The organism is Pseudarthrobacter sp. J47, from assembly GCF_049810315.1.
Lineage (GTDB): Bacteria > Actinomycetota > Actinomycetes > Actinomycetales > Micrococcaceae > Arthrobacter.
Genome location: NZ_CP187358.1, coordinates 3,130,565 through 3,153,586 on the forward strand (window position 1 = coordinate 3,130,565; position 23,022 = coordinate 3,153,586).

Annotated in this window: 20 protein-coding genes; 8 read left to right on the plus strand and 12 right to left on the minus strand. The window is 65.7% G+C overall.

Annotation, left to right across the window (positions count from 1 at the left end; genetic code table 11):
- Nucleotides 1–18: 18 nt before the first annotated feature.
- The 4 genes from ACPJW8_RS14355 (at nucleotide 19) to ACPJW8_RS14370 (ending at nucleotide 4,143) form a co-directional block, all read left to right on the plus strand.
- Nucleotides 19–1,356 (plus strand): isochorismate synthase, encoded by a 1,338-nt coding sequence (locus ACPJW8_RS14355; RefSeq protein WP_330187320.1) that lies wholly within the window; start codon nucleotides 19–21, stop codon nucleotides 1,354–1,356.
- A 261-nt stretch (nucleotides 1,357–1,617) separates the two neighbouring features.
- Nucleotides 1,618–2,421, plus strand: coding sequence for an ABC transporter substrate-binding protein (locus tag ACPJW8_RS14360; RefSeq protein WP_330187319.1), 804 nt, complete (start codon nucleotides 1,618–1,620; stop codon nucleotides 2,419–2,421).
- Between the two features lie 115 nt (nucleotides 2,422–2,536).
- Entirely contained in the window at nucleotides 2,537–3,328 is a 792-nt protein-coding gene (locus ACPJW8_RS14365) for an amino acid ABC transporter permease (protein ID WP_330187318.1), read from the plus strand.
- Nucleotides 3,329–3,339: 11 nt separating this feature from the next.
- Nucleotides 3,340–4,143: an amino acid ABC transporter ATP-binding protein gene (locus ACPJW8_RS14370; RefSeq protein ID WP_330187317.1), complete on the plus strand. Its 804-nt coding sequence runs from the start codon at nucleotides 3,340–3,342 to the stop codon at nucleotides 4,141–4,143.
- Nucleotides 4,144–4,247: 104 nt separating this feature from the next.
- Here the strand turns inward: ACPJW8_RS14370 and ACPJW8_RS14375 are convergent, their stop codons facing one another.
- The 6 genes from ACPJW8_RS14375 to ACPJW8_RS14400 form a co-directional block, all read right to left on the minus strand.
- Nucleotides 4,248–5,222 (minus strand): hypothetical protein, encoded by a 975-nt coding sequence (locus ACPJW8_RS14375; RefSeq protein ID WP_330187316.1) that lies wholly within the window; start codon nucleotides 5,220–5,222, stop codon nucleotides 4,248–4,250.
- A gap of 191 nt (nucleotides 5,223–5,413) precedes the next feature.
- Nucleotides 5,414–7,144: a 2-succinyl-5-enolpyruvyl-6-hydroxy-3-cyclohexene-1-carboxylic-acid synthase gene (gene menD, locus ACPJW8_RS14380; protein ID WP_330187315.1), complete on the minus strand. Its 1,731-nt coding sequence runs from the start codon at nucleotides 7,142–7,144 to the stop codon at nucleotides 5,414–5,416.
- Nucleotides 7,145–7,229: 85 nt separating this feature from the next.
- A complete protein-coding gene (locus ACPJW8_RS14385; RefSeq protein ID WP_330187485.1) occupies nucleotides 7,230–9,254 on the minus strand; it encodes a PhoX family phosphatase in 2,025 nt (674 codons plus the stop codon).
- Nucleotides 9,255–9,574: 320 nt separating this feature from the next.
- Nucleotides 9,575–11,653, minus strand: coding sequence for a PhoX family phosphatase (locus tag ACPJW8_RS14390; protein ID WP_330187314.1), 2,079 nt, complete (start codon nucleotides 11,651–11,653; stop codon nucleotides 9,575–9,577).
- 78 nt (nucleotides 11,654–11,731) lie between these two features.
- The gene (locus ACPJW8_RS14395; protein ID WP_330187313.1) at nucleotides 11,732–12,745 is read right to left on the minus strand and encodes an o-succinylbenzoate synthase; all 1,014 of its coding nucleotides are present in this window, start codon (nucleotides 12,743–12,745) and stop codon (nucleotides 11,732–11,734) included.
- Between the two features lie 139 nt (nucleotides 12,746–12,884).
- A complete protein-coding gene (locus ACPJW8_RS14400) occupies nucleotides 12,885–13,295 on the minus strand; it encodes an Hsp20/alpha crystallin family protein (protein ID WP_330187312.1) in 411 nt (136 codons plus the stop codon).
- 309 nt (nucleotides 13,296–13,604) lie between these two features.
- Here ACPJW8_RS14400 and ACPJW8_RS14405 point away from each other — a divergent pair, with 309 nt between their 5' ends.
- Entirely contained in the window at nucleotides 13,605–14,510 is a 906-nt protein-coding gene (locus ACPJW8_RS14405) for a phosphatase PAP2 family protein (protein WP_330187311.1), read from the plus strand.
- A gap of 24 nt (nucleotides 14,511–14,534) precedes the next feature.
- On the opposite strand, the gene ACPJW8_RS14410 is transcribed toward ACPJW8_RS14405, so the two are convergent.
- Nucleotides 14,535–15,458, minus strand: coding sequence for a siderophore-interacting protein (locus tag ACPJW8_RS14410; protein ID WP_330187310.1), 924 nt, complete (start codon nucleotides 15,456–15,458; stop codon nucleotides 14,535–14,537).
- A gap of 118 nt (nucleotides 15,459–15,576) precedes the next feature.
- Between ACPJW8_RS14410 and ACPJW8_RS14415 the strand changes: the two genes are divergently transcribed.
- Entirely contained in the window at nucleotides 15,577–16,152 is a 576-nt protein-coding gene (locus tag ACPJW8_RS14415) for a carboxymuconolactone decarboxylase family protein (RefSeq protein ID WP_330187309.1), read from the plus strand.
- A gap of 4 nt (nucleotides 16,153–16,156) precedes the next feature.
- Here ACPJW8_RS14415 and ACPJW8_RS14420 read toward each other — a convergent pair whose 3' ends face one another.
- Both ACPJW8_RS14420 and ACPJW8_RS14425 read right to left on the minus strand, forming a co-directional pair.
- Complete coding sequence (locus tag ACPJW8_RS14420) at nucleotides 16,157–17,371, minus strand: MFS transporter (RefSeq protein WP_330187308.1); 1,215 nt, start codon at nucleotides 17,369–17,371, stop codon at nucleotides 16,157–16,159.
- 13 nt (nucleotides 17,372–17,384) lie between these two features.
- Nucleotides 17,385–18,554, minus strand: coding sequence for a MinD/ParA family protein (locus ACPJW8_RS14425; protein WP_330187307.1), 1,170 nt, complete (start codon nucleotides 18,552–18,554; stop codon nucleotides 17,385–17,387).
- Nucleotides 18,555–18,727: 173 nt separating this feature from the next.
- Between ACPJW8_RS14425 and ACPJW8_RS14430 the strand changes: the two genes are divergently transcribed.
- Nucleotides 18,728–19,393, plus strand: coding sequence for a hypothetical protein (locus ACPJW8_RS14430; protein ID WP_330187306.1), 666 nt, complete (start codon nucleotides 18,728–18,730; stop codon nucleotides 19,391–19,393).
- Here the strand turns inward: ACPJW8_RS14430 and ACPJW8_RS14435 are convergent, their stop codons facing one another.
- From ACPJW8_RS14435 to ACPJW8_RS14445, 3 genes are all read right to left on the minus strand, one after another.
- Nucleotides 19,394–20,017 (minus strand): hypothetical protein, encoded by a 624-nt coding sequence (locus ACPJW8_RS14435; protein ID WP_330187305.1) that lies wholly within the window; start codon nucleotides 20,015–20,017, stop codon nucleotides 19,394–19,396. It abuts the gene before it with no gap.
- Entirely contained in the window at nucleotides 20,007–21,101 is a 1,095-nt protein-coding gene (locus ACPJW8_RS14440) for an acyltransferase family protein (RefSeq protein WP_425256352.1), read from the minus strand. The genes ACPJW8_RS14435 and ACPJW8_RS14440 overlap by 11 nt, the downstream gene beginning before the upstream one ends.
- A gap of 109 nt (nucleotides 21,102–21,210) precedes the next feature.
- Nucleotides 21,211–21,834: a hypothetical protein gene (locus ACPJW8_RS14445; RefSeq protein WP_330187303.1), complete on the minus strand. Its 624-nt coding sequence runs from the start codon at nucleotides 21,832–21,834 to the stop codon at nucleotides 21,211–21,213.
- Nucleotides 21,835–22,044: 210 nt separating this feature from the next.
- Between ACPJW8_RS14445 and ACPJW8_RS14450 the strand changes: the two genes are divergently transcribed.
- Complete coding sequence (locus tag ACPJW8_RS14450) at nucleotides 22,045–23,022, plus strand: MauE/DoxX family redox-associated membrane protein (RefSeq protein ID WP_330187302.1); 978 nt, start codon at nucleotides 22,045–22,047, stop codon at nucleotides 23,020–23,022.

Below are 23,022 nucleotides of genomic sequence, written 5' to 3' on the forward strand. Positions count from 1 at the left end.
GAGTACTGTTGTTCCATCATGACGAGCACGCTCCATACCCTGACGGTCCCCCTGGATGGAAAATCATTTCCCGGGGGGCTGCCGTCTTTTCTGGTCCGGGACGACGTCCTGTGCTGGATGCGCCGCGAGGCCGGGCTGGTGGGGTTCGGTGAGACCGCGCGTTTCACGGCCACCGGACCTGACCGGTTCCTCGAGGCGGACATCTGGTGGCGGCACCTGGTGCTCGAAGCCCTTGTTGAGGACTCCGTTGCCGTTCCCGGGACCGGGCCCGTGGCTTTTGGATCCTTCGCGTTCTCCAAGACGTCCGCCCACGAGTCCCGGCTGATTGTGCCGGAGATCGTTGTGGGGGTCCGTGACGGCCAGGCGTGGCTCACCCATCTAAGGTTCGACGACGGCGACCTCACCCCGGAGCGCGCCCTCGCCACGCTGGAGCGCTGGCTGAGCGGTGGTGCTGGTTCCGGCTCCGGACCCGACTCCGGCAGCCCGGCGTCGTACATTTCCTCCGAGATTCCCACGCTGGAAACCGGCTCGCTCAGCGAAGAGGACTGGATGGCCGCCGTGTCCGCGGGCGTGGCGGAGATCCGCACCGGCGCGCTGGAGAAACTGGTACTGGCCCGGGACGTTGTGGCCACGGTTCCGGCCGGGGTGAACGCCGCTGACGTACTGCGCGAACTTGCCCTCCGGTACCGCGAAACGTGGACGTACGGCGTGGATGGCCTGGTGGGCGCTACCCCTGAAATGCTGATCCAGGTGGCCGGCCGCACGGCGCAGGCCCGCGTGCTCGCGGGAACGCTGGACCGCCGGGATGCAGTGGCCGACGGCGGCGCTCCCCTGGCGTACGCCGAACGGGTGCTCGCCGGCTCGGAAAAGCAGCGGCACGAACACCAGATCGCCATTGAATCGTTGACGTCGCAGCTGGCCCCGTTCTCGGACGCCATGAACGCGCACGACGAACCCTTCATCCTGGAACTGCCCAACGTGTGGCACCTCGCGTCAGACGTGAAAGCGGAGCTGACCGAGGTGGAGGGGCACGTTCCCACCTGCCTCGCACTGATCAACGCCCTGCACCCCACGGCGGCGGTCTGCGGCACGCCCACGGAGGTGGCCGGCGCGTTGATCCGGCGGCTGGAACACCTGGACCGCGGTCCGTATGCCGGTCCGGTGGGCTGGCTGGACGCGGCGGGTAACGGCGAGTGGGGCATCGCCTTGCGTGGTGCCGTGATCGAGGCGCCGGACCGGGTGCGGCTGTACGCCGGCTGCGGGATTGTGGAAGGTTCGGTGCCTGAGGCCGAGCTCGCGGAAACGTGGGCCAAGTTCCGGCCGATGCTCGAGTCGCTGGGCCTCCCAACCTCCTGACCTGCGCCTCCTCCCCCAACTAGGTCGCATTTAACGTCGCTAAACAGCGTTTTCACGACGTTACCTGTTAGCTAGTTGGGCCGGTTGGTTGGGCCAGACGTCCGGGATATCAGACACGCGCCCACCGGAAAGCCTTGATTTTTACCGTAGATTAGTTATCCAATAGTGAAACTAAGTTTCCTGTGATGCACATCTCTTTTCGGGCGATACACTAAAAACCGACCTCCAATCGCACACCCCCGCAACAAAAGGTAAAGAACCATGCAGCTTATGTCCCCGGCCAAGGCCAAAATCGCAGCCAAGGCAGCAGCCCTCCTGGCCGCCGGCACCCTGACCCTCACCGCTTGTGGCGGCGGCGGCAGCACTCCCGCAGCGTCCGAGGGCGGCATCCAGCTCATCAACGCAGGTAAGCTCACGGTTTGCTCGGACGTTCCCTACGAGCCCTTCGAATTCCAGAAGGACGGCAAGATCGTCGGCTTCGACATGGACATCGCCAACGAACTGGCCAAGGACTTCGACGCCGAACTCAACGTCGTGGACAGCTCCTTCGAGGCCATCGAGACCGGAACCGCCCTGACGCAGTGCGACGTTTCCATTTCCTCGATCTCCATCACGGACACCCGCAAGACGGTCATGGACTTCTCCGAGCCCTACATGGATGACGACCTCACCCTCGTGGCCAGCGACGATTCCGGTATCACGGACATCAACAGCGCCAAGGGCAAGAAGGTTGGCGTGCAGCAGGCCACCACCGGCGCCGACTACGCCACCGAGCAGGGCCTGGACGCCGTCACCTTCGAAGACACCGGGCTCCTGGTCCAGGCACTCGAAGCCGGCACCGTTGATGCGGCTCTGGGCAACCAGTCGGTCCTGGGCTACGCCATCAAGGACGCCAGTGACCTCGAGCGCGTTGAGGACTACGCCACGGGCGAGCAGCTGGGCATTTCCGTGAAGAAGGGCAACACCGAGATGCTCGACAAGGTCAACGCCACGCTGAAGCGCCTCACCGAGGACGGCAGCATGGACAAGTTCAAGAGCACCTGGTTCGGCGAAACCACTAAGTAAGCGCCCTGCCCGGTCATAGCCGGGCGGCCTCCAATCCAGCCGGCACGAGGCCCCGCACGAACTGCATCCCAGTCCGTCCGGGGCCTCCGCCACGCACAACGAAATGTGAGCAACCATGGCAATGACCGCACGTCAACGGGCCAGAGTCAGTCTGTACGTCCAGGCGGGAATTTTCATCGTGGCACTTGCCGCGATGATCCTGGCCACTGACTGGAAGACGATGGCCAACAGCGTCTTCAACTTCGGCAAAATCGGCCCGATCTTCCCGGACATTTTCCTGGTGGGCCTGAAAAACACGCTGATCTACACGTTCCTGGGCTTCATCGTCGGCCTTTCCGGTGGCCTGCTGCTGGCACTGATGAAACTCTCCAGCTTCCCGCTCTACCGCTGGATCGCCACCGGCTACATCGAGTTCTTCCGCGGCATCCCTGCCCTGCTGGTCTTCATCGCGTTCGGTTACGGCGTTCCGCTGGCGTTCGGCGTGCAGTGGAACGTGACGGTCATTGTGATGGTCTCGCTCGGCATGGTGGCGTCCGCGTACATCGCCGAAACCCTCCGCGCCGGCCTCCAGGCCGTCCCCAAGGGCCAGCTCGAGGCAGCCCGTTCGCTCGGTATGCCGCAGTGGCGTGCCATGGTGTCGATCGTGATCCCGCAGGCGTTCAAGATCGTCCTCCCGCCGCTGACCAACGAGGTCATCCTGCTCACCAAGGACTCCTCGCTGATCTATGTGCTGGGCCTCGCGGCGTCGCAGTACGAGCTCACCAAGTTCGGCCGTGACGGCATCTCCAGCCTGGGCGCGGGCCTGACCCCGCTGCTGGTGGCGGGTGCCTTCTACCTGGTCATCACCATCCCGCTGAGCCTCCTGGCCCGGAAGTTCGAAAGCCGCTCCGCGCGGACCAAGCGATAGGCAGGCAGAACATGAACGACGTCGACAACAACTCCCGCGGCGGCACCGCTACCATCCACGCGGCCGGAGTCTCCATCAAGGATCTGCGGAAGTCTTACGGCTCCAATGAAGTCCTCAAGGGCATCAGCCTGGAGGTTGCTCCGGGCGAGGTGGTCTGCCTGATTGGTCCTTCCGGCTCGGGCAAGTCCACGCTGCTGCGCTGCGTCAACCTGCTGGAGCAGCCCAACGAGGGCAGCATCCACGTGGGCGGCTTCAACGCTACCGACCCCGATGTGGACATCGACCGGATGCGCCGCAAGGTGGGCATGGTGTTCCAGCAGTTCAACCTGTTCCCGCACCTGAATGCCCTGGCCAACTGCACGATCGCGCAGACCAAGGTGCTCAAGCGGTCCCAGGAAGAGGCCAACCGTGTTGCCCAGCGCAACCTGGACCGCGTGGGCCTGGGGCACCTCGCGGACCGTTTCCCGGACCAGCTTTCGGGCGGCCAGCAGCAGCGCGTCGCGATTGCACGGGCGCTGAGCATGGACCCGGAACTGATGCTTTTCGATGAGCCAACGTCCGCGCTGGACCCGGAGACCGTGGGCGATGTCCTCTCCGTGATGCGCAACCTGGCCAAGGAAGGCATGACCATGCTGGTGGTCACGCACGAGATGGGCTTTGCCCGCGAAGTAGCGGACCGCGTGGTCTTTATGGACGGCGGCGTAGTGGTGGAGGAAGGCGTGGCGGAGAACGTCATCGGCGCTCCCCAGCAGCCGCGCACCAAGGAGTTCCTGCGCCGGGTCCTGGATCCGACGCACATCGAGATCGAAGAGTAGGGCGCGCGCTCCTGCCACTCCCGACTTTCGACGCGCATATGCCCTGTCGCCATGGATATATCCCTAGCGACGGGGCATTTGCGCGTCATGAGCCCATTCGCGCGTCACGCGGACTTTTGCGCGTCGAAGCCGGAGGAACGCGTACGACGGCGGCACACACCTCCTGCGGCCAGCATGCGTTCCAGCCGGCCGGGCTTCATCACCTCCGACCACTCCCAGCGCACCACGTTGAGTCCGAGGGCGCGGATCCTGTTCTCGCGCCTCTTCTCGTCCAACAGGGCTTGTTGCGTAGTGCGCCCGTTGAGGAACTCGGGGTTGAGGTACTTGGCCTCGCCGTCGAACTCGCCCACCACCCGGGCCTCCTTCCAGTAGAAATCCGAGTAGCCAATCAGACCGTCGGCGTCATAAAAGGCCTGTTGCAGGATGGGCGCCTCAAAGCCCGCCGCATGCATCAGCGCCCTGCTGTAAGACTCCCCCGCCGAACCGGACAATGGGTCCGCGAAGTCCAGGGCGGCAAGAATCCTTTCCTGCGCCGCCATGGAATAGCGGGAATCCAGCCCTGCGAGCAGCTCTTCCCTCTCCAGTGAGGGCAAGCGCAGGTGTTTGTCGGGTTTCAGGACATGATCCAGCGGCACCACCGCTTCTGCGAAGGGGGTGAACGCGGCAAGATCCAGAACCGTCCGGATCCGTGGGGTGACCAGCAGGCCTTCACGCCGAACAGCCTGGACCTCGGAGGGCCCCGCGTAATACCGGCGGATCCCCGACCGTGACCTCCCGCCGTCGTTCTTCAGTGCCAAAGCCTCAACCGGATGATGGTGGCCGATGATGGGTGCTACCCATACAGTGGCGGCGGAATGCCGGGCGAAGACCGTAGTACTTTGGCAGGTCTCCGCGGCCGCCTGGATACGCATCCGGTATTGCTCCCAGGGCTTCATTTCCCGCCATGTGGGGCCATCCAGGTAAACACCCTGCCGGATCCGGACCAGTGAACCGAACCGCGCCCGGCGGGCCAGGTCCTTGGCCGTCAACCCGTGCCGGATCCGGTCACGTGCCAGGAGCAGCTGTGGAAGTTCTCTCATGCGACGACGATGCCAGCTTATGTATCCCCGCAGACAGGGGCGGGCTGCGCTATGTGGACAACACTCCAGACGCGACGCGCTAATGCCCTGTCGCCATGGATATATCCCTAGCGACAGGGCAACTGCGCGTCACGAGCCCCTTGGCGCGTCACCAGGTAATTTGCGCGTCGCCAGTGTGGGACGCAGCTGGGTCAGGGGCGGGCGACCGCTGCCGCCACCGCGTGCTGGATCCGCGCGTGCAGCTGCCGCAGCGAGTGCCGGTCCGTGCGCACCTCAATAATGCTGCGGCCCTTGACCGGCTGGGCCAGCGCTTCGGCGAGTCCCGCCGTCGTGCTTACCAGGGAATGCCCGACGCCGTATGCGGAAGCGAGTGCCGCAATGTCCACACTGTGCGGGGTGCCGAAGAGGCGTTCGACGGCGTCTCCGTAGCGCCCGGCCTCTTCCACGGCGCCGTGCTCAAGGAGTCCGAAGATGGCGCCGCCGGAGTCGTTGAGGACCACGATCCGCAGGTCCGGCTGGGCCTCGCCGGAACCGAGCAGGAGGCCGCCGGCGTCGTGCAGGAAGGTGACGTCGCCGAGGAGGACGGTGGTTTGCTGCTGCCCGCCCAGTGCCAGGCCGGTGGCGGTGGAAATGGTGCCGTCGATCCCCGCCAGTCCCCTGTTGGCGTACACGGTGGCTGCTGGTTCGGTTGCCGGGAGTCCGGCCAGGTCAACGTCCCGGATCCCGTTGGAGGAGCCCAACAGCAGCTGGCCGCGGGCGTGCTTCCAAACCAGGGCACCCACGGATGGACCGGTGGCCGCGGTCTCAGCAGCCACGGAGTCGACTGCGTGTTGGGCGGCGGCACCTGCCAGCAGCCAGGAATCAAGCCACTCGGCTGAGCCGCGGCCGGCAAAAGCGGCGAGGTCCGCCAGGCTCTCCAGCGGCAGCTCAGTGCGCCGGCCCGGCTCGTACCAGGCGACCGGCACGGGCTGGTAGAGCGCCGACGGAATGTCTGCACGCGCCAGCAAAGCCGCGACGGGCCGCGAAAGCGTGGGCCTGCCAAACATCACCACGCGCTCGATCGCCTGCACGGAAGCCGGCCCGAAGTGCTCCAGCAGCAGCCGGTACGGCCCCACGGCGTTGGGCCCGAACCGGGCGTTGGACGACGGTTCGGCAAGCAGCGGCAGGCCGTGCGCCCGTGCGAAAGCTTCGGCAACAGGTCCGGCGTCGTGCCCGGCGAGCACAACGGTGCGCCGTTCCGGAAGGTCCGCGGACGCCGTCGGGAGGTCCATGGTGAGCGGCTCCGTGCCGATCCTGAAACGCTGCCGGCCGGCCGGCGCCGGGAGTTCCTCTTCCGGCGCCGGAACCAATGGGTCCCGGAAGGCAAGATTAAGCTGAACCGGGCCCGGCGGCAGCCCGTCCAGCGCACCGGTGGCCGCCGAGATCGCCGTGTCCACAGCCCGCTGCGGGCTCGTGCCGGCCGCCACGTCCGCAGCGAACCGGACGTGCTCGCCGAACAAATCGAGCTGGATGGTGGTCTGGTTGGCGCCCGTGCCTCGCAGTTCCTCGGGCCTGTCCGCGGAGACCGCCACCAGGGGGACAGCAGCATGGTTGGCTTCCATCACGGCAGGAAGGAGGTTACCGACGGCGGTCCCGGACGTCGTGAGCACGGCCGCCGGCGACCCCGTGGCCAGCGCCAGGCCCAGGGCGGTGAAGCCGGCGCTGCGTTCGTCGATCCGGACCAGGAGCTCAACCCGCCCCGCCGCCTCAGCCTCGGCGAGCGCGTACGCCATCGGGGCCGAACGGGAACCCGGCGAAACAACCACGTGCCGCACACCGCCGTCGAGCAGGGCATCCACCGCGATCCGGGCTGCCGCGAGGGCGCTGAGGGGAATCCGGGGAGAGCTGTCGACGTCGGACGTCTGGTCATGAGGGGAAGTCACCAATCCAGTCTGCCACCATCCCGGGTCTCGACAAGCTCGACCACCGGGGGCGGGGTTCCGGGTCTCGACAGGCTCGACCAGCGGGCTAGTCCACGCGCGACACCTGGATCACCGACGGGCGCGGCATCCGGAACGCGCCGGCCGGCGGGGTCTCTCCGGCACCGACGTAGTCCGGGAACAGCGACAGCGGCGCTTCGAACGTCCCTTCCTCCCCAGGGTGCTGGACTGAGACGAATACGTGGCGTTCGTCGTCGTGAATGATGGGTCCGCAGGTCTCGGCACCCCGGGGCACCGAGAGGAACTGTTCCACCTTGCCCCGTTCGGGACCGTCCAGCGTGACCTTGAACAGGCCGTCGTTGTAGCCAATGGATTTGGCTGCCCCGTCGGTGGAAACCCAAAGGTTTCCGGCGGAATCAAAGGCCAGGTTGTCCGGGCAGGAAATCGGCGAGACCTGATCCGCTGGGAATCCGGAGAAGTAGGCGGTGGGATCGTTGGCTGGATCGCCGGCAACCAGCAGCAGGTTCCAGGAGAACGTCGTGGCGGTCTGATCGCCGTTGTCCTCCGTGATTTCAACGATGTGGCCGTCGCGGTTCAGCAGGCGCGGGTTGACCTCCGTGGCACCTTCCTTCCCTGCCTTGCCGCGGTCCGTGTTGTTGGTGCAGGCAACGTAGACCTTGCCCGTGACGGGGTGCGGCTGGACGTCTTCTGGCCGGTCCATCTTGGTGGCACCTGCCTTGTCAGCGGCCAGTCGGGTGAACACCAGCACCTCGTCCAGGCTCATCCCCGGAACCGCGGACTCACCGTCAAGCACAAGCGGCAGCCAGCGGCCGGTTCCGTCGAACGAGCCATCGCTGGGAACCTGGCCGCTTCCGTCTATCTCGGCGCCGGAGTCGCCGGAGAACTCCGCCACGTACAGGTTCCCCTGATGCAGCAGCGTCATGTTGTGCGCCCTGTTGCCCTCAACGTAGACGTCGTCGGAGACGAACTTGTAGAGGTATTCGAACCGTTCGTCGTCACCCGTATATGCCACTGCTTTGCCGTTCGCGGCGATCTGGATATTCGCGCCTTCGTGCTTGAGCCGGCCCAGCGAGGTGTGCTTCTTGGGGGTGGACGTCGGATCGAACGGATCCACCTCGACGACCCAGCCGAAGCGGTTCCCCTCGTTCTCATGCCCCGGCTGGCGGGTGTCCCAGCGCGGATCGTCAAGTTCCCAGCCCTGCGCCGTTGCTTCGTCCTTGAAGCCGTAGCGTTTGTCGGCGTCGGAGGTCCCCGGAGCCCGGAAGTAGAAGTTACAGTTCTCCTCGCCGGACAGGATGGTTCCCCACGGTGTGGTTCCGCCGGAGCAGTTGTTCAGGGTGCCCAGCGGCGTGGTGCCTGCTGGGTCCGTGACCGTGCGCAGCAGCGCGAAGCCGGCGGCCGGGCCGGTGAAGGCATATGGGGTTTCCATCAGGAACCTGCGGTTGAGCGGTGCACCCTGGACGTACTGCCAGGGATCGTTTTTGTTTTTGCGTTGAAGTTCGACGACGGACAGGCCGTGTCCTGCCCGGGATACGGCACGCGCGCGGGCCGGGTCAGCCGTGAGGTCTTCAGCGGAAAACATCAGTTCAGGATTGGTGTACTCGTGGTTGGCGAACAGGACAGCCCTGCGGCCTTTACTGCCGGGAAGTTCAAGGATGTCCGAGTAGTCGTTGTTGTAGCCGAACTGTGCGGCCTGGGACTCGGGCGTCTGGTGCGCGGGGTCGAAGGCAGGGCTGTCGGCGAAGAGCGGGTCTCCCCAGCGGATGACCACGTCCCAGTCAAAACCTTCCGGTACGGATACTGCGTCCACGGTGCCGGCCACCGGTGCGATGGGCTGGAAACTGAGCTTGGAACGGCCCACCTTCGCGGCCGGGGCCAGCGCCTCCGCACGGGTGGCGCCAGGGCCGGTGAACGCGAGGGTCAAGGCGCCGGCCAGCCCCAGTCCCAGTGCCGCCCGCCGGGAAATGGCGCGTTCGGCAATATCCCTGAAGTAACTGTTGGAACTTGAGTTGCACTCCGGGCCTGCACAGGCGTTACCGCATTTGAGGGCGCAGGTGACGGGGCTGCGTTTGCCACGGACATGCTGGGCCATGGGCAGTTGAATCCGCCGATTGTCTTCGGACACTATTCCTCCTTGAATAGCCGATGGCCGCAGTCGGGCACGCAACCATGGTCGACGAATTACAACAGGCGTGACAAATCTTGTCAACGAACCGGGGTGCTCATGGGCACCGTTCGCAGGACAAAAATCGGCCCAGCGACACCCACAATGTGGGCACCACTGGGCCGATTCGGCGGGCTCGGGTCTCGGGTCTCGACAGGCTCGACCACCGGCTCGGGTCTCGACAGGCTCGACCACCGGCTCGGGTCTCGACAAGCTCGACCACCGGGGCCAGGCTCGACTACCAGAGGTTAGATGTCCGTGCGGAACACCTGGATCACTGACGGGCGGGGCGCGCGCACCTGGCCGGGTGCCGGCGTCGAACCTTCGGCAACGTAGTCCGGGAAGTAGGACAGCTGCTGGTCGAAAGTGCCATCCTCGCCCGGGTGCTGCACGGCGACGAAGACTGTGCGCTCGGCGTCGTGGATGATCGGGCCGCAGGTTTCACCGTCACGCGGGACGGCGAGGAACTGCTCCACGCGGCCGCGCTCGGCGCCGTCCAGGGTGACCTTGAAGAGGCCGTCCGCCTTGCCGATGCCGGAGGGTGCGCCGTCGGTCGAGATCCAGAGGTTGCCCACGGAGTCGAACGCGAGGTTGTCCGGGCAGGAGATGGGCGAAACCTGGTCCACGGGGAAGCCGGAGAAGTAGGTGACGTCGCCCTGGGCCGGATCGCCGCAGACCATCAGCAGGTTCCAGGCGAAGGTGGTGGAGGCCTGGCCGCCGAGTTCCGTGATTTCCACGATGTGGCCGTCGCGGTTCTGGTTGCGCGGGTTGACCTCGGTGGCGCCCTCGTTCGAACCCACGCCGCGGTTGGAGTTGTTGGTGCAGGCCACGTAAACCTTGCCCGTCAAGAGGCTGGGCTCCACGTCCTCGGCCCGGTCCATCTTGGTGGGGCCCACCTTGTCAGCGGCGAGGCGTGTGTAAACCAGCACCTCTTCCACGGTCATCCCGGGAACGGCGGAGGCACCGTCGAGTACCAGGGGCAGCCATTCGCCGGTTCCGTCGAAGGCACCATCCGAAGGCACGGCGCCCGTGCCGGTGATTTCGGCGGCCGGCGAGTTGCCGGTGAACTTGGCGACGTAGAGGCTGCCGGCGGAGAGCAGCGTCATGTTGTGGGCGCGGTCCCCTTCGCGGTACTTGTCCCGGGAGACGAACTTGTACAGGTAGTCGAAGCGCTCATCGTCACCGGAGTACGCAACAACGCGGCCGTCCTCGGCGATGATGACGTTGGCGCCTTCGTGCTTGAAGCGGCCCAGCATGGAGTGCTTCTTCGGGGTGGAGGTGGGGTCGAACGGGTCAACCTCAACGATGTAGCCGAAACGGTTGGCTTCGTTCTCGTAGCCCGGGTTGCGGGTGTCCCAGCGGGGATCGTCCAGTTCCCACTGGCGGGCGGTGGGCTTGGACGTCAGGCCATAACGCTTGTCTCCCGCGGACGTTCCGGGAGCCACGAAGTAGCCCTGGAAGTTCTCCTCACCGGAGAGGATGGTGCCCCACGGGGTGGTGCCGCCGGCGCAGTTGCCCAGCGTGCCCTTGATCAGCCGGCCGGACGGGTCCTCAACGGTCTTGACCAGGGCGGAACCTGCCACCGGACCGGTCAGTTCGTACACCGTGCTGTTCAGGAAGCGGCGGTTCAGCTCTGCACCCTTGACGTAGGTCCACGGCTGGTTCTTGTTCTTGCGTTCCAGCTCCACCACTGACAGACCGTGCGCGGCTGCCCCCACAGCGCGCATGTCTGCGGCGGACATGGTGGCCGGGAACATGATGGCGTCGTTGGTGTACTCGTGGTTGGAGAAGAGTACGGCGCGGCGGCCCTTGCTGCCGGGGATTTCCAGGATGTCCGTGTAGTCGTTGTTGTAGCCGAACTGCTGCTCCTGGGCGGCCACCGTCTGGTTGTTCAGGTCCAGGTCCGGCGCACCGTTGAACAGGGGATCTCCCCAGCGGATGACCGGCTTCCAAGTGAAGCCCTCGGGGACCGTGACGGCGTCGACGGCGGCGTCCACCGGTGCGATCGCAGTGAACTGCAGCTTGGACTTGCCGAAGCCGGCCTTGGCTGCGGGGGCCAGGCCGGGGCCTGCGGTGGCGGTTTCTGCGGTGGCCAGGTTTCCACCGAGCACGACGGCGAGCGCACCGGCGGCGCCGAAGCCCAGGGCGGCGCGGCGGGACATGGTGGCGGAGGCGATGTCGCGGAAGTAGCTGTTCTTGCTGGTGTTGCAGACGTCGCCAGAGCAGGCGTTGTCACACTTCAGGGCGCAGGTGACGGCACTGCGCTTTCCCTTGGTGTGGCCAAGCATGGGGAGGAAATTGCGGATGCGTCCGGGAGTTTCAGTCATGGGGGTGCCTTCCAGGGTTTAACACGGTCGTGCCGAGCCTCCCAGCAGCATCCGACTTCCACCCGACAACCGGGTGAACTAACAGTGAACTCCCAGCTGGTTGTAGGCGCGTTCCATCCGGTGCAGCCACCAGTCCCTGCGCTCCCCCGATGCCGCGTACCGCTCCAGCAGCCCGGCGTCGGCGGAGGCGTCGCGGAGGGTGATGGCGCCGTCGTCGGGCACTAACGGGTCTGTGGTGATGTCCGACTGCAGCAGCGAGACGGTCCCCAGCCCGCACGCGTACGGCAGGTCCGGGAGCGCAGCGGCAAGGGCCAGCCCGCCGCGGATGCCCACGGAAGTGTCCAGGGCGGAACTTACGACGGCGGGAAGTCCGGCAGCTGCCACAATCTGCAGTGCGCGCCGTACCCCGCCAAGCGGCGCCACCTTGACCACAATCAGGTCCGCGGCGCCGGCCCGGGCCACGCGCAGGGGGTCATCTTCCTTGCGCACACTCTCATCCGCGGCAATCAGGACGGGCACCCCGGCGTCACGAAGCAGGCGCCGCACCTCCGCGAGGTCCGCAACGGTGGGCACAGGCTGCTCCGCGTACTGCAGCCCGACGGCGGCAAGCCGGGTCAGTGCCTCCACCGCCTCCGGGACACTCCAGCCGGCGTTGGCGTCCACCCGGATGTCTGCCCCGGGAAGGGCCACGCGGACGGCTTCAACGCGGGCAACGTCGTCCGAAAGTCCCTGGCCCTTTTCGGCAACCTTCACCTTCACGGCGTCTACCCGGCCGAACCGGGCCAGCACCTCCGGCACCCGGTCCGCCGGCACGGCGGGAACAGTGGCGTTGACCGGGACGCTGGTCCGCAGCGGCTCCGGGAACCCGTGGAACGCGGCCTCGATTCCGGCGGCCAGCCAGCGGGAGGCTTCGGCGTCGCCATACTCCGGGAAAGCGCCGAACTCGCCCCAGCCCGCCGGGCCGCGGAACAACAGGGCTTCGCGCTCCATGATGCCGCGGAACTTCACACGCATGGGCAGGGCCACCACATGGGCGGAATCCAGGAGCTGCTCCAGCGGCGGCACGGTCAGGGCGGCGGGGTGCTCAGGCATGCGTTCACTGTACAAGCCGGTCCCGGTGGTTGAGCCTGTCGAAACCCCGGTGGATGAGCTCGTCGACACCGGCGGTGGTTGAGCCTGTCGAAACCCAGGTCTCGACAGGCTCGACCACCGGGGCAGGCTCGACTACCGATTACGTCCGGTTGATGCGGATCTTCCGGGACGTGTCCGTGGGCTGGTCAGAAACGGGAACCCGGACCTCCAGGATCCCGTCCGTGTAGGAGGCCTTGATGTCCTCTTCCCGGACCGCGCCTGGCAGCGAGATGGAGCGGTTGAACGTGCCGTAGCGGAATTCGGACCGGTAGCCGCGCTTGCTCTTGTGCTCGGTTTTCTCCTCGTGCCGCACCTCGATGCGCAGTTCGGAGCCGGCCAGGGTGATGTCCACGTCCTTCTCGGGGTCGATGCCTGGAACCTCGGCCTTGACCACCAGGGTCCCTTCCTCGTTGTACTCCTCGACGCGCAGCCAGCTTCCCAAGTCCCCTTCAAGGAACCGGCGGAAGGGTTCGGTGATGTCGGAACCGGCGCGGCGGATGATGTTGCTCATGGCGATCTCCTTCGGTCTACTGCCCGCCCAGGCTGCCGAAGCATTCGCGGCCGTTGCATCCCGGACGGGGACGGATCCAGCATTTAAACGCTACCGCCGCCCCGGGCCGATGTTAAGGCGTCCGGGTCGATAGGGTCTCGACAAGCTCGACCACCGGAGTCGACCACCGGGGAGGGTCTCGACAGGCTCGACCACCGGGACAAGCTCGACCACCGGGCAGGGTCTCGACAGGCTCGACCACCGGGACAGGCTCGACCACCCAGGCCGGATTCAGGCAGCTCCCAAGTTTCTGTGACACCCTTAACCCTGATGACTGTTTCCCGTGGAGTGCAGCCAGCCGCTCCCGTACGACTTCCCGCCGTGCAGCAGGCCGTATCCGGCCTGCTGTTCCTGACGGCGACTTTGGCGTGCGCGGCCGGGCTGTTTGCCACGTATTTCTTTTTTGTGCAGACCACCACGGGCCAATTCATTGACGAGTCCGCACTGGTTGAAGCCGTCGATTTCCATGGTCCGGCCGGCAAAGTGTCCACCCGTTTCCTGGACTGGCTGCCAACCATTTCGTTGGTGGTCGCTGCCGCCGTAGTACTTTTTGTCTCCCTGGTGAGGCGCCGGTGGAAGGCCGCGGGAATCGCCGTGGGCGCCTGCATCTGCGCGAATGTTGCCACCCAGGTGTTGAAGAACATGCTTCCGGAGCGTCCGGACAAGGGCGTGGTGACCATTGACCTGAACTCGTTGCCGTCCGGCCACACCACGCTGGCGGCTTCCGCGGCCGCCGCGGTGTTCCTGATGTCCTCGCCGCGCTGGCGTCCGCTGGCGGGCTTCCTGGGCGGAACGTTCGCGATCATTTCCGGCGCGTCCACCCTGGTGAACCAGTGGCACCGGCCCGCCGATGTGGTGGCCGCTTTCCTCCTGGTGGGTGTTTTTATGATCCCGGCCGGCTGGCTGATTGTGGGCACCGGCGGTGCCTGGAACGTGTGGGATGGCATGGGCAGGCACTGGGGTTCGGCGCGGATCTGGCTGACGCTGCCGGTAGCGCTGGGCGTGGCGTCGGCGCTGGTGGCGGTGTACTCGCTGGCCCAGATTGCCCCCGGTTCCGGGCCGGCGGCCAGCACCACCAGTTACTTCTGGGCCGGCCTGGCGCTGATCGTCATTACCGGGTACCTGGCCACGGTGGCCACAACGTCGCTGTTCTCCTACGCCGTCCGCCGCCGCTAAAGCACGCGCCAAGGACTGAATGACTTACGACGCCGGCACTATCGGAGTGCCGTTGGCACCGGATCCGGCCTTGCCCAGGCTCCAGTAGCCCCGGAATTCCGAACGTTTGGGGTCAAGGCCCACGGCCTGCACCAGATGCCGCCGGATTTCCCGCACCACGGAGGCTTCGGCAGTCACCCAGGCGTACGTTTCCGCACCCGCATGCAGGGGCAGCCCGGCGGTCAGCGCCCTAACTGCCTCGTTCAGCAGCTGGCCCAGCCCCGCACCGGATTCCTTCCTGGGCAGCCAGGTGACCCGGACCGATGAAGCGGTGGTGACCGTGCCGGCGTCGTACGTTTCCGGTACTTCGAGGAAGGCGTGGCCGTCCACGCCGGGCGGCAGGTTTTCCAGGATGGAACTGATCGCGGGCACGGCGGTTTCGTCGCCGGCCAGCAGCACATGCGCGGCGCCTTGGGGATCCCAGCGGATACCTGCCTCGCTGGACGGCGTCTCCGGGGCCAGTGCCGTGAGGTCCGGGCCGATCAGCACAACGGGCGTACCCGGCACGGCGGCCTGGGCCCATTCGGAGGCGGGGGCGTGCTGGCCGGGTTCCACTGGGTGGATCACGAAGTCCACGTCCAGAACCCGGCCCTGCGGCGTATCCCGGAGCGCCCGCACCGTGTAGCTGCGAATGAACCCCCGGCCTGGCTGGTCGCGGCGCAGCCACTCCTGGTACCAGCCCTCCTGCAGCTGCCCGCCGCTGCTGCCCAGTGGGGTCAGCGGATGACCCGGCGTGGGCAGCAGCAGTTTGATACGCAGGTCCACGGTGGGCCCCGGGACGCCGAACGTCGCCAGGGCGGGACCGGCGAACGTCAGCCGGCGGAAATGCGGAGAGAGGTCGCGGACCTCCACTACGGCAGCATCAAACGCCCGGAGCGGGTAGGTGCGGGTGGATGCTGCGGGGGCCATATGCCCACGGTATCGCCTCCCTACGGGCGCGGCTAAACCGCCTTTACACCCCGCGACGCCCGGGCCACAATGAGGGCAACCCGCCCCCGTTCCCGGGAGCCAAGAGAGAGGATTCGCCATGATCCTGAACACCCCGGACGAGCAGGACGCCACGGGCCCGGTCAAGGACATATACGACGCCGACCTCAACTCGCTGGGGTACGTCCCCTCCCACACCAAGGCCATGGCCATCAACCCGGAGGCCTACCAGGCGTTCCAGGCCCTGATCCGCGCCACCGTGGCGAACATGAACCTGCGGCGGTACGAGCTGGTGACGCTGGCCGCGGCGCAGGCGATCGGCTCCACCCACTGCAGGCTGGCGCACGGGGTGAAGTCCCTGAAAGTGTTCTCCGCGGACCAGCTGGCCGCCATTGCCCGGGACTACCATTCGGCCGGGCTGGAACCGGGGGAAGTGGCCATGATGGAGTACGCGGAAAAGCTGAGCACCGACGCCGCCGCCATGACGGATGAGGACACGCTGGCCCTCCGCAAGCATGGCTTCAGCGACCGCGAAATCATGGACATCACCCTCGCGGCCACTGCCCGCAACTTCCTCAGCCGCACCCTGCTGGCGCTGAATGTGGAACTGGACGTGCCGCCGTCGTTGGATGAAAACCTGCAGGAAGCACTGCTGGCGCCGCTGCACGAGCGCTGAACGGTCAGTAGTTCCGGCGGTGCTTCAGGCGGGGAAGGACGACGGCGAACACGGCTGCGGCGGCAAAGCCCAGGATGCCGGTGGCTGAGATCCCCGCGCTCAGGGTGGCGGCGGCGGTCACCGCGGACAGCAGGACGGGACCGCCTGTTGATCCGGCGTCGGACATAAACCGCCACATGCCCAGGAACTGCCCCCTCCCCCGGTCCGGGGAGTAGTCGGCGCCCAGGGTCATCACCAGCCCGGAGCTGATTCCGTTGCCGAAACCGATCAGGAGTGACGCCAGAAGCAGGCCGGTGAATCCGCCCGTGAGCGGGATCAGCAGCAGTGAGATTCCCATGATCAGCGTGGATGGAACGGCCACCCATTGGCGGCCCTTGCGGTCCATCAGCTTTCCTGCGGGATAAAACACCAGCATGTCCACGGCACCGGACAGCCCGTAAATCAGCGAGGCTCCTGTGGCGTCCAGGCCCAGGTGGTCTGCCCACAAAGGGATCACCACCTGCCGGGACGCCCGGAGCGCACTGAGCAGCAGGATTCCGAAGCCGGCCGTCAGGAAGACCTGGGCGTGGGAGACGGCGATGCCGCGCATGCTGGGCTCGGGCGTGGAGTCGTAGCCCCCGCTGCGTCCGGACCGCACTTCGAGGTCCCGGACCAGCCCGCCCAGCAGGGCCGCGGCCGCCATGCCGCCCACACCCACCCAGTAGGCGCTGTGCAGTCCGCCGAACTGCATCACTGCCGCGCCGACGAACGGTCCGATGAAGATGCCGATCCTGCTCACCCCGCCCAGGGTGGACAGCGCCCGGGCACGGAATTCCACCGGCACGGCCTCGGTCAGGTACTTCTGCCGGGCCAGGCTGAAAACGCTGGCGGACATCCCTACGACGACCATCGCCACGGCCAGCAGCCACAGGCCGTTGGGGACCATTCCGGAGACGGCCGCCGCCGCGAGCGCCAGGGCCGAGACCCCGGCGGCGCCCACGATCGACCAGCGCTCGCCGAACTTGAGGGTGATCAGTGAGGCGGGCAGGTTGAAGAACCACGAGCCCAGGCCGATCAGCGTAACGATCAGTGCCGCCAGGGACACCGAGGCGCCAAGGTCCCTGGCGGTCAGCGCGATAACGGGAAGGACGGCGCCTTCACCGATGCAGAAAAGCAGGGCCGGACCGAATGCGGGTACCGCGATGCTCCGGAGGCTGAAGGGCGGGCCGGCTGGGGTCATCGGAGTGGGGTTCTCAGCGGTAGCCGTCCACAATTGCCGCCGCGATTTCCTTGTAGGCCCGCCGGGTGGCGGGTTTCAGGACGTCAAGGGTGACGAGGTCGCCGTCGGCCACTCCCCTGTCGTGGGGTACCGCGATCAGTTCGCGGCAGATTCCGGCCAGGTATTCCTCGATCGCGTCCTTGTCCACCCGTGAGGAGACTTCGTCCTTGTCCGTGATGACCACAATGGCGTTCCTGGCCAGTTCCTCGTAACCGTGGCTGGCCAGCCACTGGAGGGTGCTGCGCGCCCTTTTTGCGCCGCTGACGGCATAGCCCGCGGCGATGATGAGGTTGTCCGCGGACTGCAGGATGCCGCTCATGGCGTTGTGCGTCACGCCGGTGCCGCAGTCCGTGAGCGCCACCGCGTAGTAGTTGGAGATGAGTTTGCGGATACGGAGGTATTCCGTGGCGGTGAGCGAATCGGAGACCTCCGGGTCCTGCTCGCCGGCGATGAGGTGCAGACGTCCGGCGTGGTGCATGTACCGGGACAGGGAGGTGAGGGAATCGATGGATTCGATGTTTTCCAGCAGGTCCGTGATGGTGCGCGGGGTGGCCTGCTGGTAGATGCCCTCGCCGAGGGCACGTTCCACGAGGTCGCCGGAGTCCGGGTTGGCATCGATGGCACACGGCGGATCCCCGCGGAACTCGGCAAACGTCAGCCCCACACCAACAGTGGTTGAGGTCTTCCCGATGCCGCCCTTGAGGCTCAGTACGGCCGTATTGAAGCTGCCCTGGAGTTGGCGGGATATCCGGCGGGCCAGCTCGTCTTCTTCCCGCTGCTTGGCGCCGGGGCCCATGTTGAGGGCGCCTCCGGTCAGTGAATACAGCGCACCGCGGACGCCACCCACCGGGCGGGGCTTCTGTTCACGGACAAAGAGGCCAGGCGAGCTGGTGAAGTCCGGCATCGGCTGGTTGGCGATGGTTTCAGCGGTGGTGGGACGCTGCCGCCGGAAGTTCCGGGGCGGCTGGGCGGGGGCCTCCGGGATGGGGGACCGCTCGGGGGTTACGGCTGGCATGGTTCCTGTCCGGGCATCCACGGTTCCGTCACCGGCACGCCGCAGGTCACGGCGTCGGCGCGGTTGCGGCTGTCCCTCGTCTGCATCGGGTGCAAGGGCAAGTGCGTTGCTATCCGCCGGTTCGTGCATGTCTGTCCCCCCGGACGCTCGGCAAAATAGTGTGCGGCACGTGACTGACTTTACAAGATAGTTGACCAAGCGTTACATGTCTCCTGTCAGCACGCAGGCACCGCCTGCGGTTAGACTCCGAAGATGGACCGGCCAGAGGACGTGAAAACCATCGCGGCAAGGGATGCCCTGCAATGGAGTTGATTGACCGCGATTCCCTGTTGATCCATGCCAGTCCGCTCTTCGCTCATGCACTGCGGGCGTACACACGCGAAAACCCCGGCGTCACCATCCGGGGCGCCTTTTACTCCTGGAGTGACTTCGTTCCTGCACGTGAGTCGTGTCCCCAGTGGGTGATCCTGGACGCTTACCTGGACGACTACGTTCCCCTGCTGGTCAAGGTGCGTGCACTCAGCCGGCTGGGCGCAACACCTGTGGTCCTCGGCGCCCTCCATCCACGTCAGCAAGAAGTCCTTAAGGCGGCTGGAGCCGCAGGCGTCATTTCCGAGGACCTCACCGTTCCGGAACTGGTGGCCGAGATCGGGCGTGTTGTCAGCCGTTGGACCCCAACATCAACGCCCGACGGCGGCCGGGGCGCCGGTGCCGAACACTGCCGGTTCACGGACCGCGAGCTCCAGATCGCCGAACTTTATTCACGCCGTCGGGGTCTTCATGCCTCGGTCCTGGGGCCGGCACTTGGCCTGAGCCCGGAGACCGTCCGGGCGCACCTGCGCAATGCACGGAAAAAGCTCGAAGAACTGGGACTTCCCGGCACCTCCAGGACGCAGCTGGGCCAGGCCCTTGTTGATATGGGTTACAGCCTGACGGACGAGCAATGGCGGCAGGCTGGCCGCTGGTGACTAATGGAGGCCCGCACCGGTAATGCGCCGGGCAACCGCTGTCCTGGACTCCCCCGGTTTGGCGCCCACTTTGCGGCGGACGGAAAGGAGCTGGTTGTTGAGTGTCTTGACCGAAATTCCCAGGCTGTCTGCGGCCTGGGCCCTGCTCCCCGGTTCTTCTGCGAGGAAGTAGCTCTTCGCGGCCTTTTCCTCGGCTGGCGTCAGGACGGCCCGCGGCACAGACGTGGCATGGGGTACCTGGAAAGGCGCCACAACGTCGTCGTTGAGCAAGGCGTTGATCGCCTCCACCAGTTCGGCCCGGTGGGCCAACTCCGGCAGGTAACCGTCCGCGCCGTTCCGCAGGAGTTCGATCACCCGGTTGCTGTGCAGGATGCCGCCGTACACCAGGATCTTGCCGTCCAAGGGCAGGAGTTCCTCAACCACGGGCTGAAGGTCCATCGCGGCGTCCACAATGAAGAGGTGGCGGGGCTGGGCAGGTGCCGGCGGCTTGGCCGCGTCCGGGCAATTGGTCAGGCATCGTTGCAGCACGTCCGTCCACATCCTGCGCCGGGAGACCAGCACAATGTGTGCGCCGTGGACGCGGTCTTCCACGGTGGTGAGATTCAGTCCCGGTTCAGGCTGCATGGGCAACCGTTTTTCCCGTGAGCTTCCGAACCAGCCCGCCAACCCACGTCATCAGAGCCTCCAGGGGGCCTTTGCCGAGAAACCGCGCCCAGAGCCAGCCCGCCAGCAACAGGCCCACAACGAAGACCACGAAGGTCAGCGCCCTGATGGTTGGCGGCTGCGCCACCATGGCGTAACTGATGGGGAGCAGCACCAGGACGTGGGCCGCGTAGAGGGACAGAGCCAACTTTCCGGGCCCCGCCAGAATTTTGATGGGCAACCGGGCAAGACCGTGGACCTGCTTCCGGCCGGCTCCTGCCGCCACGCAAGCAACGCCGGTCACCAGCGCCACCAGCCCAAGGTCCCGGACCAGGTCCAGGTAACCGCCGGAGGTCACCAGGAACCCGGCACCGGACGATCGGGCGAACGAGGCCGCCGGATACCAGGCGAGCGTGAGCGCGAAGCCGCACCACAGCAGCACCCTCGATTGCCTGGGCTGATAAAGGGCCCTGGTGGAATAGAGGAATGCTCCCAGGAGGAAGAACGGCAGCAGGCTGGTCAGCCGGTACTGGCGGCCGGTGACAAGCCACTGGAGGAGCTGCGGTCCGCTTTCCGGCTGGGTGACCCACGTAGCCGGGACCAGCAGCCCGGTGATCATCACGATGACGGGTCCGGCGAGGAAGGCCAGACCAGCGGCCCAGCCCAGCCAGCGAACGGGGATGAGCAGCAGAGGAGCGCCCAAGATCAGCACCAAACCCAGCTGAGGCAGCACCACGCCAACCCAGGTGTGCAGGGACATCAGCAACAACCCCGCCACGATCAGCAGGAGCCCCTGGACGGCTTTGACGGACACAAAGGACACTGCTGTGTCCCCGCGCTTGAGGACTATCAGCCCTGCCATTCCCATCACCAAGGCGAACAGCGGGGAGGCCACGTCGTTCAACGCATCGAACGCCGCACCAGGAACGGACGGGAGTTTGCCAAGCAGGGGCGCTCCGTGGGCCACCAGCATCGCAGCGATAGCAAAGCCCCGCAGTCCGTCCACCAAAGTGTCGCGGCCGGTGTCACGCACAGCGCCGGTCCTGGAAATCTCAGCTGCTCCCACCAAATGCATGCTCCAAAAACTACAGCAGTCGCCATGACTGGTCATTTACAAGGAAAGCAAAAAGGCAGGACTGGAGAAATTCCAGCCCTGCCTCTTGCTTATTTGCGAATTAGGCCGGAGAGAAGGTTCCAGTGAAGTTCAGCGTTCCAGCACCGAAGGCGACAACACCGGTAGCCGTCGACGTTATGTTCCAGCAGAGGGTCACCGGGCACTGGATTTCGATGAGGCTGGGAAGGCCAACAAGGATCATGTTGAAGTTGACGCAGAGGCGGGTGGGACGCACCGGGTAACCGCTGATCACAGAACCGCCGTTCGGGAAGTTGATTCCGCTGAATACGGCATTCATGTTGAACGCGCTGATGGACCCGAAGGAGCCAACACCGGTCCCGAGTCCCAGGGAGGAGTTGTACGTAGACCCGTTGGACATCGTCAAGGTGGCCCCGGTCATCACCGCCGTGTAGGCCGGTTGGAACAGGCTGACATCACACCCGGACGAGTTCACGTTGACGGTTGAGACAATGGCCAGGGTTCCGGTGTTGCCGGCAACGACGACCTGCGAGGTGAACGGCAGCGGAATCGCGCCCGGCGCAAAACAGTCCGGGCATGTGGGCGGAATGACTGATGCGGTAGCCGACGGTGCCGCGATGGCGGCGGCGATAACAGGCAGCGACCATGCTGCACCCTGCGTGACGCGACGGCGGGAAATCATGTTCTTGTCTTGAGCTTCGGTCATCTCGAAGGCCCCTTTCCGAGAGATAACTATTGCTAATAGGAAATGAAGCGAGACCACTAACCACAACATTTCGCGTTACCACTGGACTATAAATCAGCGAAAAATTATCGATGTGTAAACTACCCCAAGGGTCCTACACGGACGCCTCGCCGGGCATCACACCACAGGCCATGACTTGCACAAGACCCTCCTCCACCTATTCTTGGAATTGTGGATTCCCTCTCATTTTTTTCGGCCATTTCCGGCAGCCTGGCAGTGCTGGTCGCCGTGACCTTCCTTTACGCCGCCTGGGGCAAACTGAGGTCGCCAGGTTCTGTTGAGGCAGGAATGGAGTCTCTGGGCGTCTCCACTTTCCTGCGCCACCGCCTCTTTTCCGGAGGCCTGCCCTGGTTGGAAATCGTTATTGCCTTGGGGCTGCTGCTCGCGCCGGCGCCTTGGTTTGCAGTATGCGCTGCGGGCGCGCTGATCCTGTCCACAGCCTTCCTCGTGACGGTCTGGTTAGCGGCTGCAAAGGATGAACCGGCAAGCTGCAACTGCTTCGGAACGAAAAAGACCCCAGTCAGTTGGTGGACCGTGGTCCGGAACGGGGTGCTCACCGTCGTGAGCGGCCTGGCATTCGCCGCAGCCATGGGCAGCCCTGGTGTGTTGTGGAGGGAAGACCTGGTGCCCGCAATCATCGGGTTCCTGGGGCTTGCCCTGGCCGCGCTGGGCGGTGTTGCAGTGGCACCGGAACTCATGGGCGGCGAGCAGCGTCCGGAAGCGGTCAAGAGATCATCCGAGCTTGGCCTGAGGAACTCCCAGCTGCAGGTGGTCAATCTTCCTTCGATCGCACGCGAGACACCGATCGTGCTGGTCTTCACCAAAAGCGGCTGCCCGGCATGCGATTTGGCAGCGGACGCCGTCCGGGAATGGTCCCGCAGGACCGCGGGCCTGGCTACGGCGCGGCTTGTGCTAAACGAAAGCCCCGAAAACGCGCAGGAGTCATATCCCGATCTGGCGGATCAGGTTCTTTTGGACTCCGGGAAAATGGCGGCGCGGTTGATGAGCGTCACCCGCTTCCCCACGGCGTTCCTCATTGGCCGGGACGGATCGATCGCCACAGGAGCCATCGAAGGCTCCCCGGAAATTTCGGACTTCCTGGATGTGCTGGGCGACAGCCTCTTCGACGCTTCTGCCGCCGCCCAATAG

Bases quoted from the DNA above. Each gene is read 5' to 3' on its own strand.
- ACPJW8_RS14435 (WP_330187305.1), bottom strand. From the start codon at position 20,017: ATGCAGCCTGAACCGGGACTGAATCTCACCACCGTGGAAGACCGCGTC.
- ACPJW8_RS14385 (WP_330187485.1), bottom strand. From the start codon at position 9,254: ATGGCCCAGCATGTCCGTGGCAAACGCAGCCCCGTCACCTGCGCCCTC.
- ACPJW8_RS14415 (WP_330187309.1), top strand. From the start codon at position 15,577: ATGATCCTGAACACCCCGGACGAGCAGGACGCCACGGGCCCGGTCAAG.
- ACPJW8_RS14425 (WP_330187307.1), bottom strand. From the start codon at position 18,554: ATGCACGAACCGGCGGATAGCAACGCACTTGCCCTTGCACCCGATGCA.
- ACPJW8_RS14395 (WP_330187313.1), bottom strand. From the start codon at position 12,745: ATGCCTGAGCACCCCGCCGCCCTGACCGTGCCGCCGCTGGAGCAGCTC.
- ACPJW8_RS14410 (WP_330187310.1), bottom strand. From the start codon at position 15,458: ATGGCCCCCGCAGCATCCACCCGCACCTACCCGCTCCGGGCGTTTGAT.
- ACPJW8_RS14420 (WP_330187308.1), bottom strand. From the start codon at position 17,371: ATGACCCCAGCCGGCCCGCCCTTCAGCCTCCGGAGCATCGCGGTACCC.
- ACPJW8_RS14355 (WP_330187320.1), top strand. From the start codon at position 19: ATGACGAGCACGCTCCATACCCTGACGGTCCCCCTGGATGGAAAATCA.
- ACPJW8_RS14390 (WP_330187314.1), bottom strand. From the start codon at position 11,653: ATGACTGAAACTCCCGGACGCATCCGCAATTTCCTCCCCATGCTTGGC.
- ACPJW8_RS14375 (WP_330187316.1), bottom strand. From the start codon at position 5,222: ATGAGAGAACTTCCACAGCTGCTCCTGGCACGTGACCGGATCCGGCAC.
- ACPJW8_RS14405 (WP_330187311.1), top strand. From the start codon at position 13,605: ATGACTGTTTCCCGTGGAGTGCAGCCAGCCGCTCCCGTACGACTTCCC.
- ACPJW8_RS14445 (WP_330187303.1), bottom strand. From the start codon at position 21,834: ATGACCGAAGCTCAAGACAAGAACATGATTTCCCGCCGTCGCGTCACG.
- ACPJW8_RS14365 (WP_330187318.1), top strand. From the start codon at position 2,537: ATGGCAATGACCGCACGTCAACGGGCCAGAGTCAGTCTGTACGTCCAG.
- ACPJW8_RS14360 (WP_330187319.1), top strand. From the start codon at position 1,618: ATGCAGCTTATGTCCCCGGCCAAGGCCAAAATCGCAGCCAAGGCAGCA.
- ACPJW8_RS14400 (WP_330187312.1), bottom strand. From the start codon at position 13,295: ATGAGCAACATCATCCGCCGCGCCGGTTCCGACATCACCGAACCCTTC.
- ACPJW8_RS14430 (WP_330187306.1), top strand. From the start codon at position 18,728: ATGGAGTTGATTGACCGCGATTCCCTGTTGATCCATGCCAGTCCGCTC.
- ACPJW8_RS14370 (WP_330187317.1), top strand. From the start codon at position 3,340: ATGAACGACGTCGACAACAACTCCCGCGGCGGCACCGCTACCATCCAC.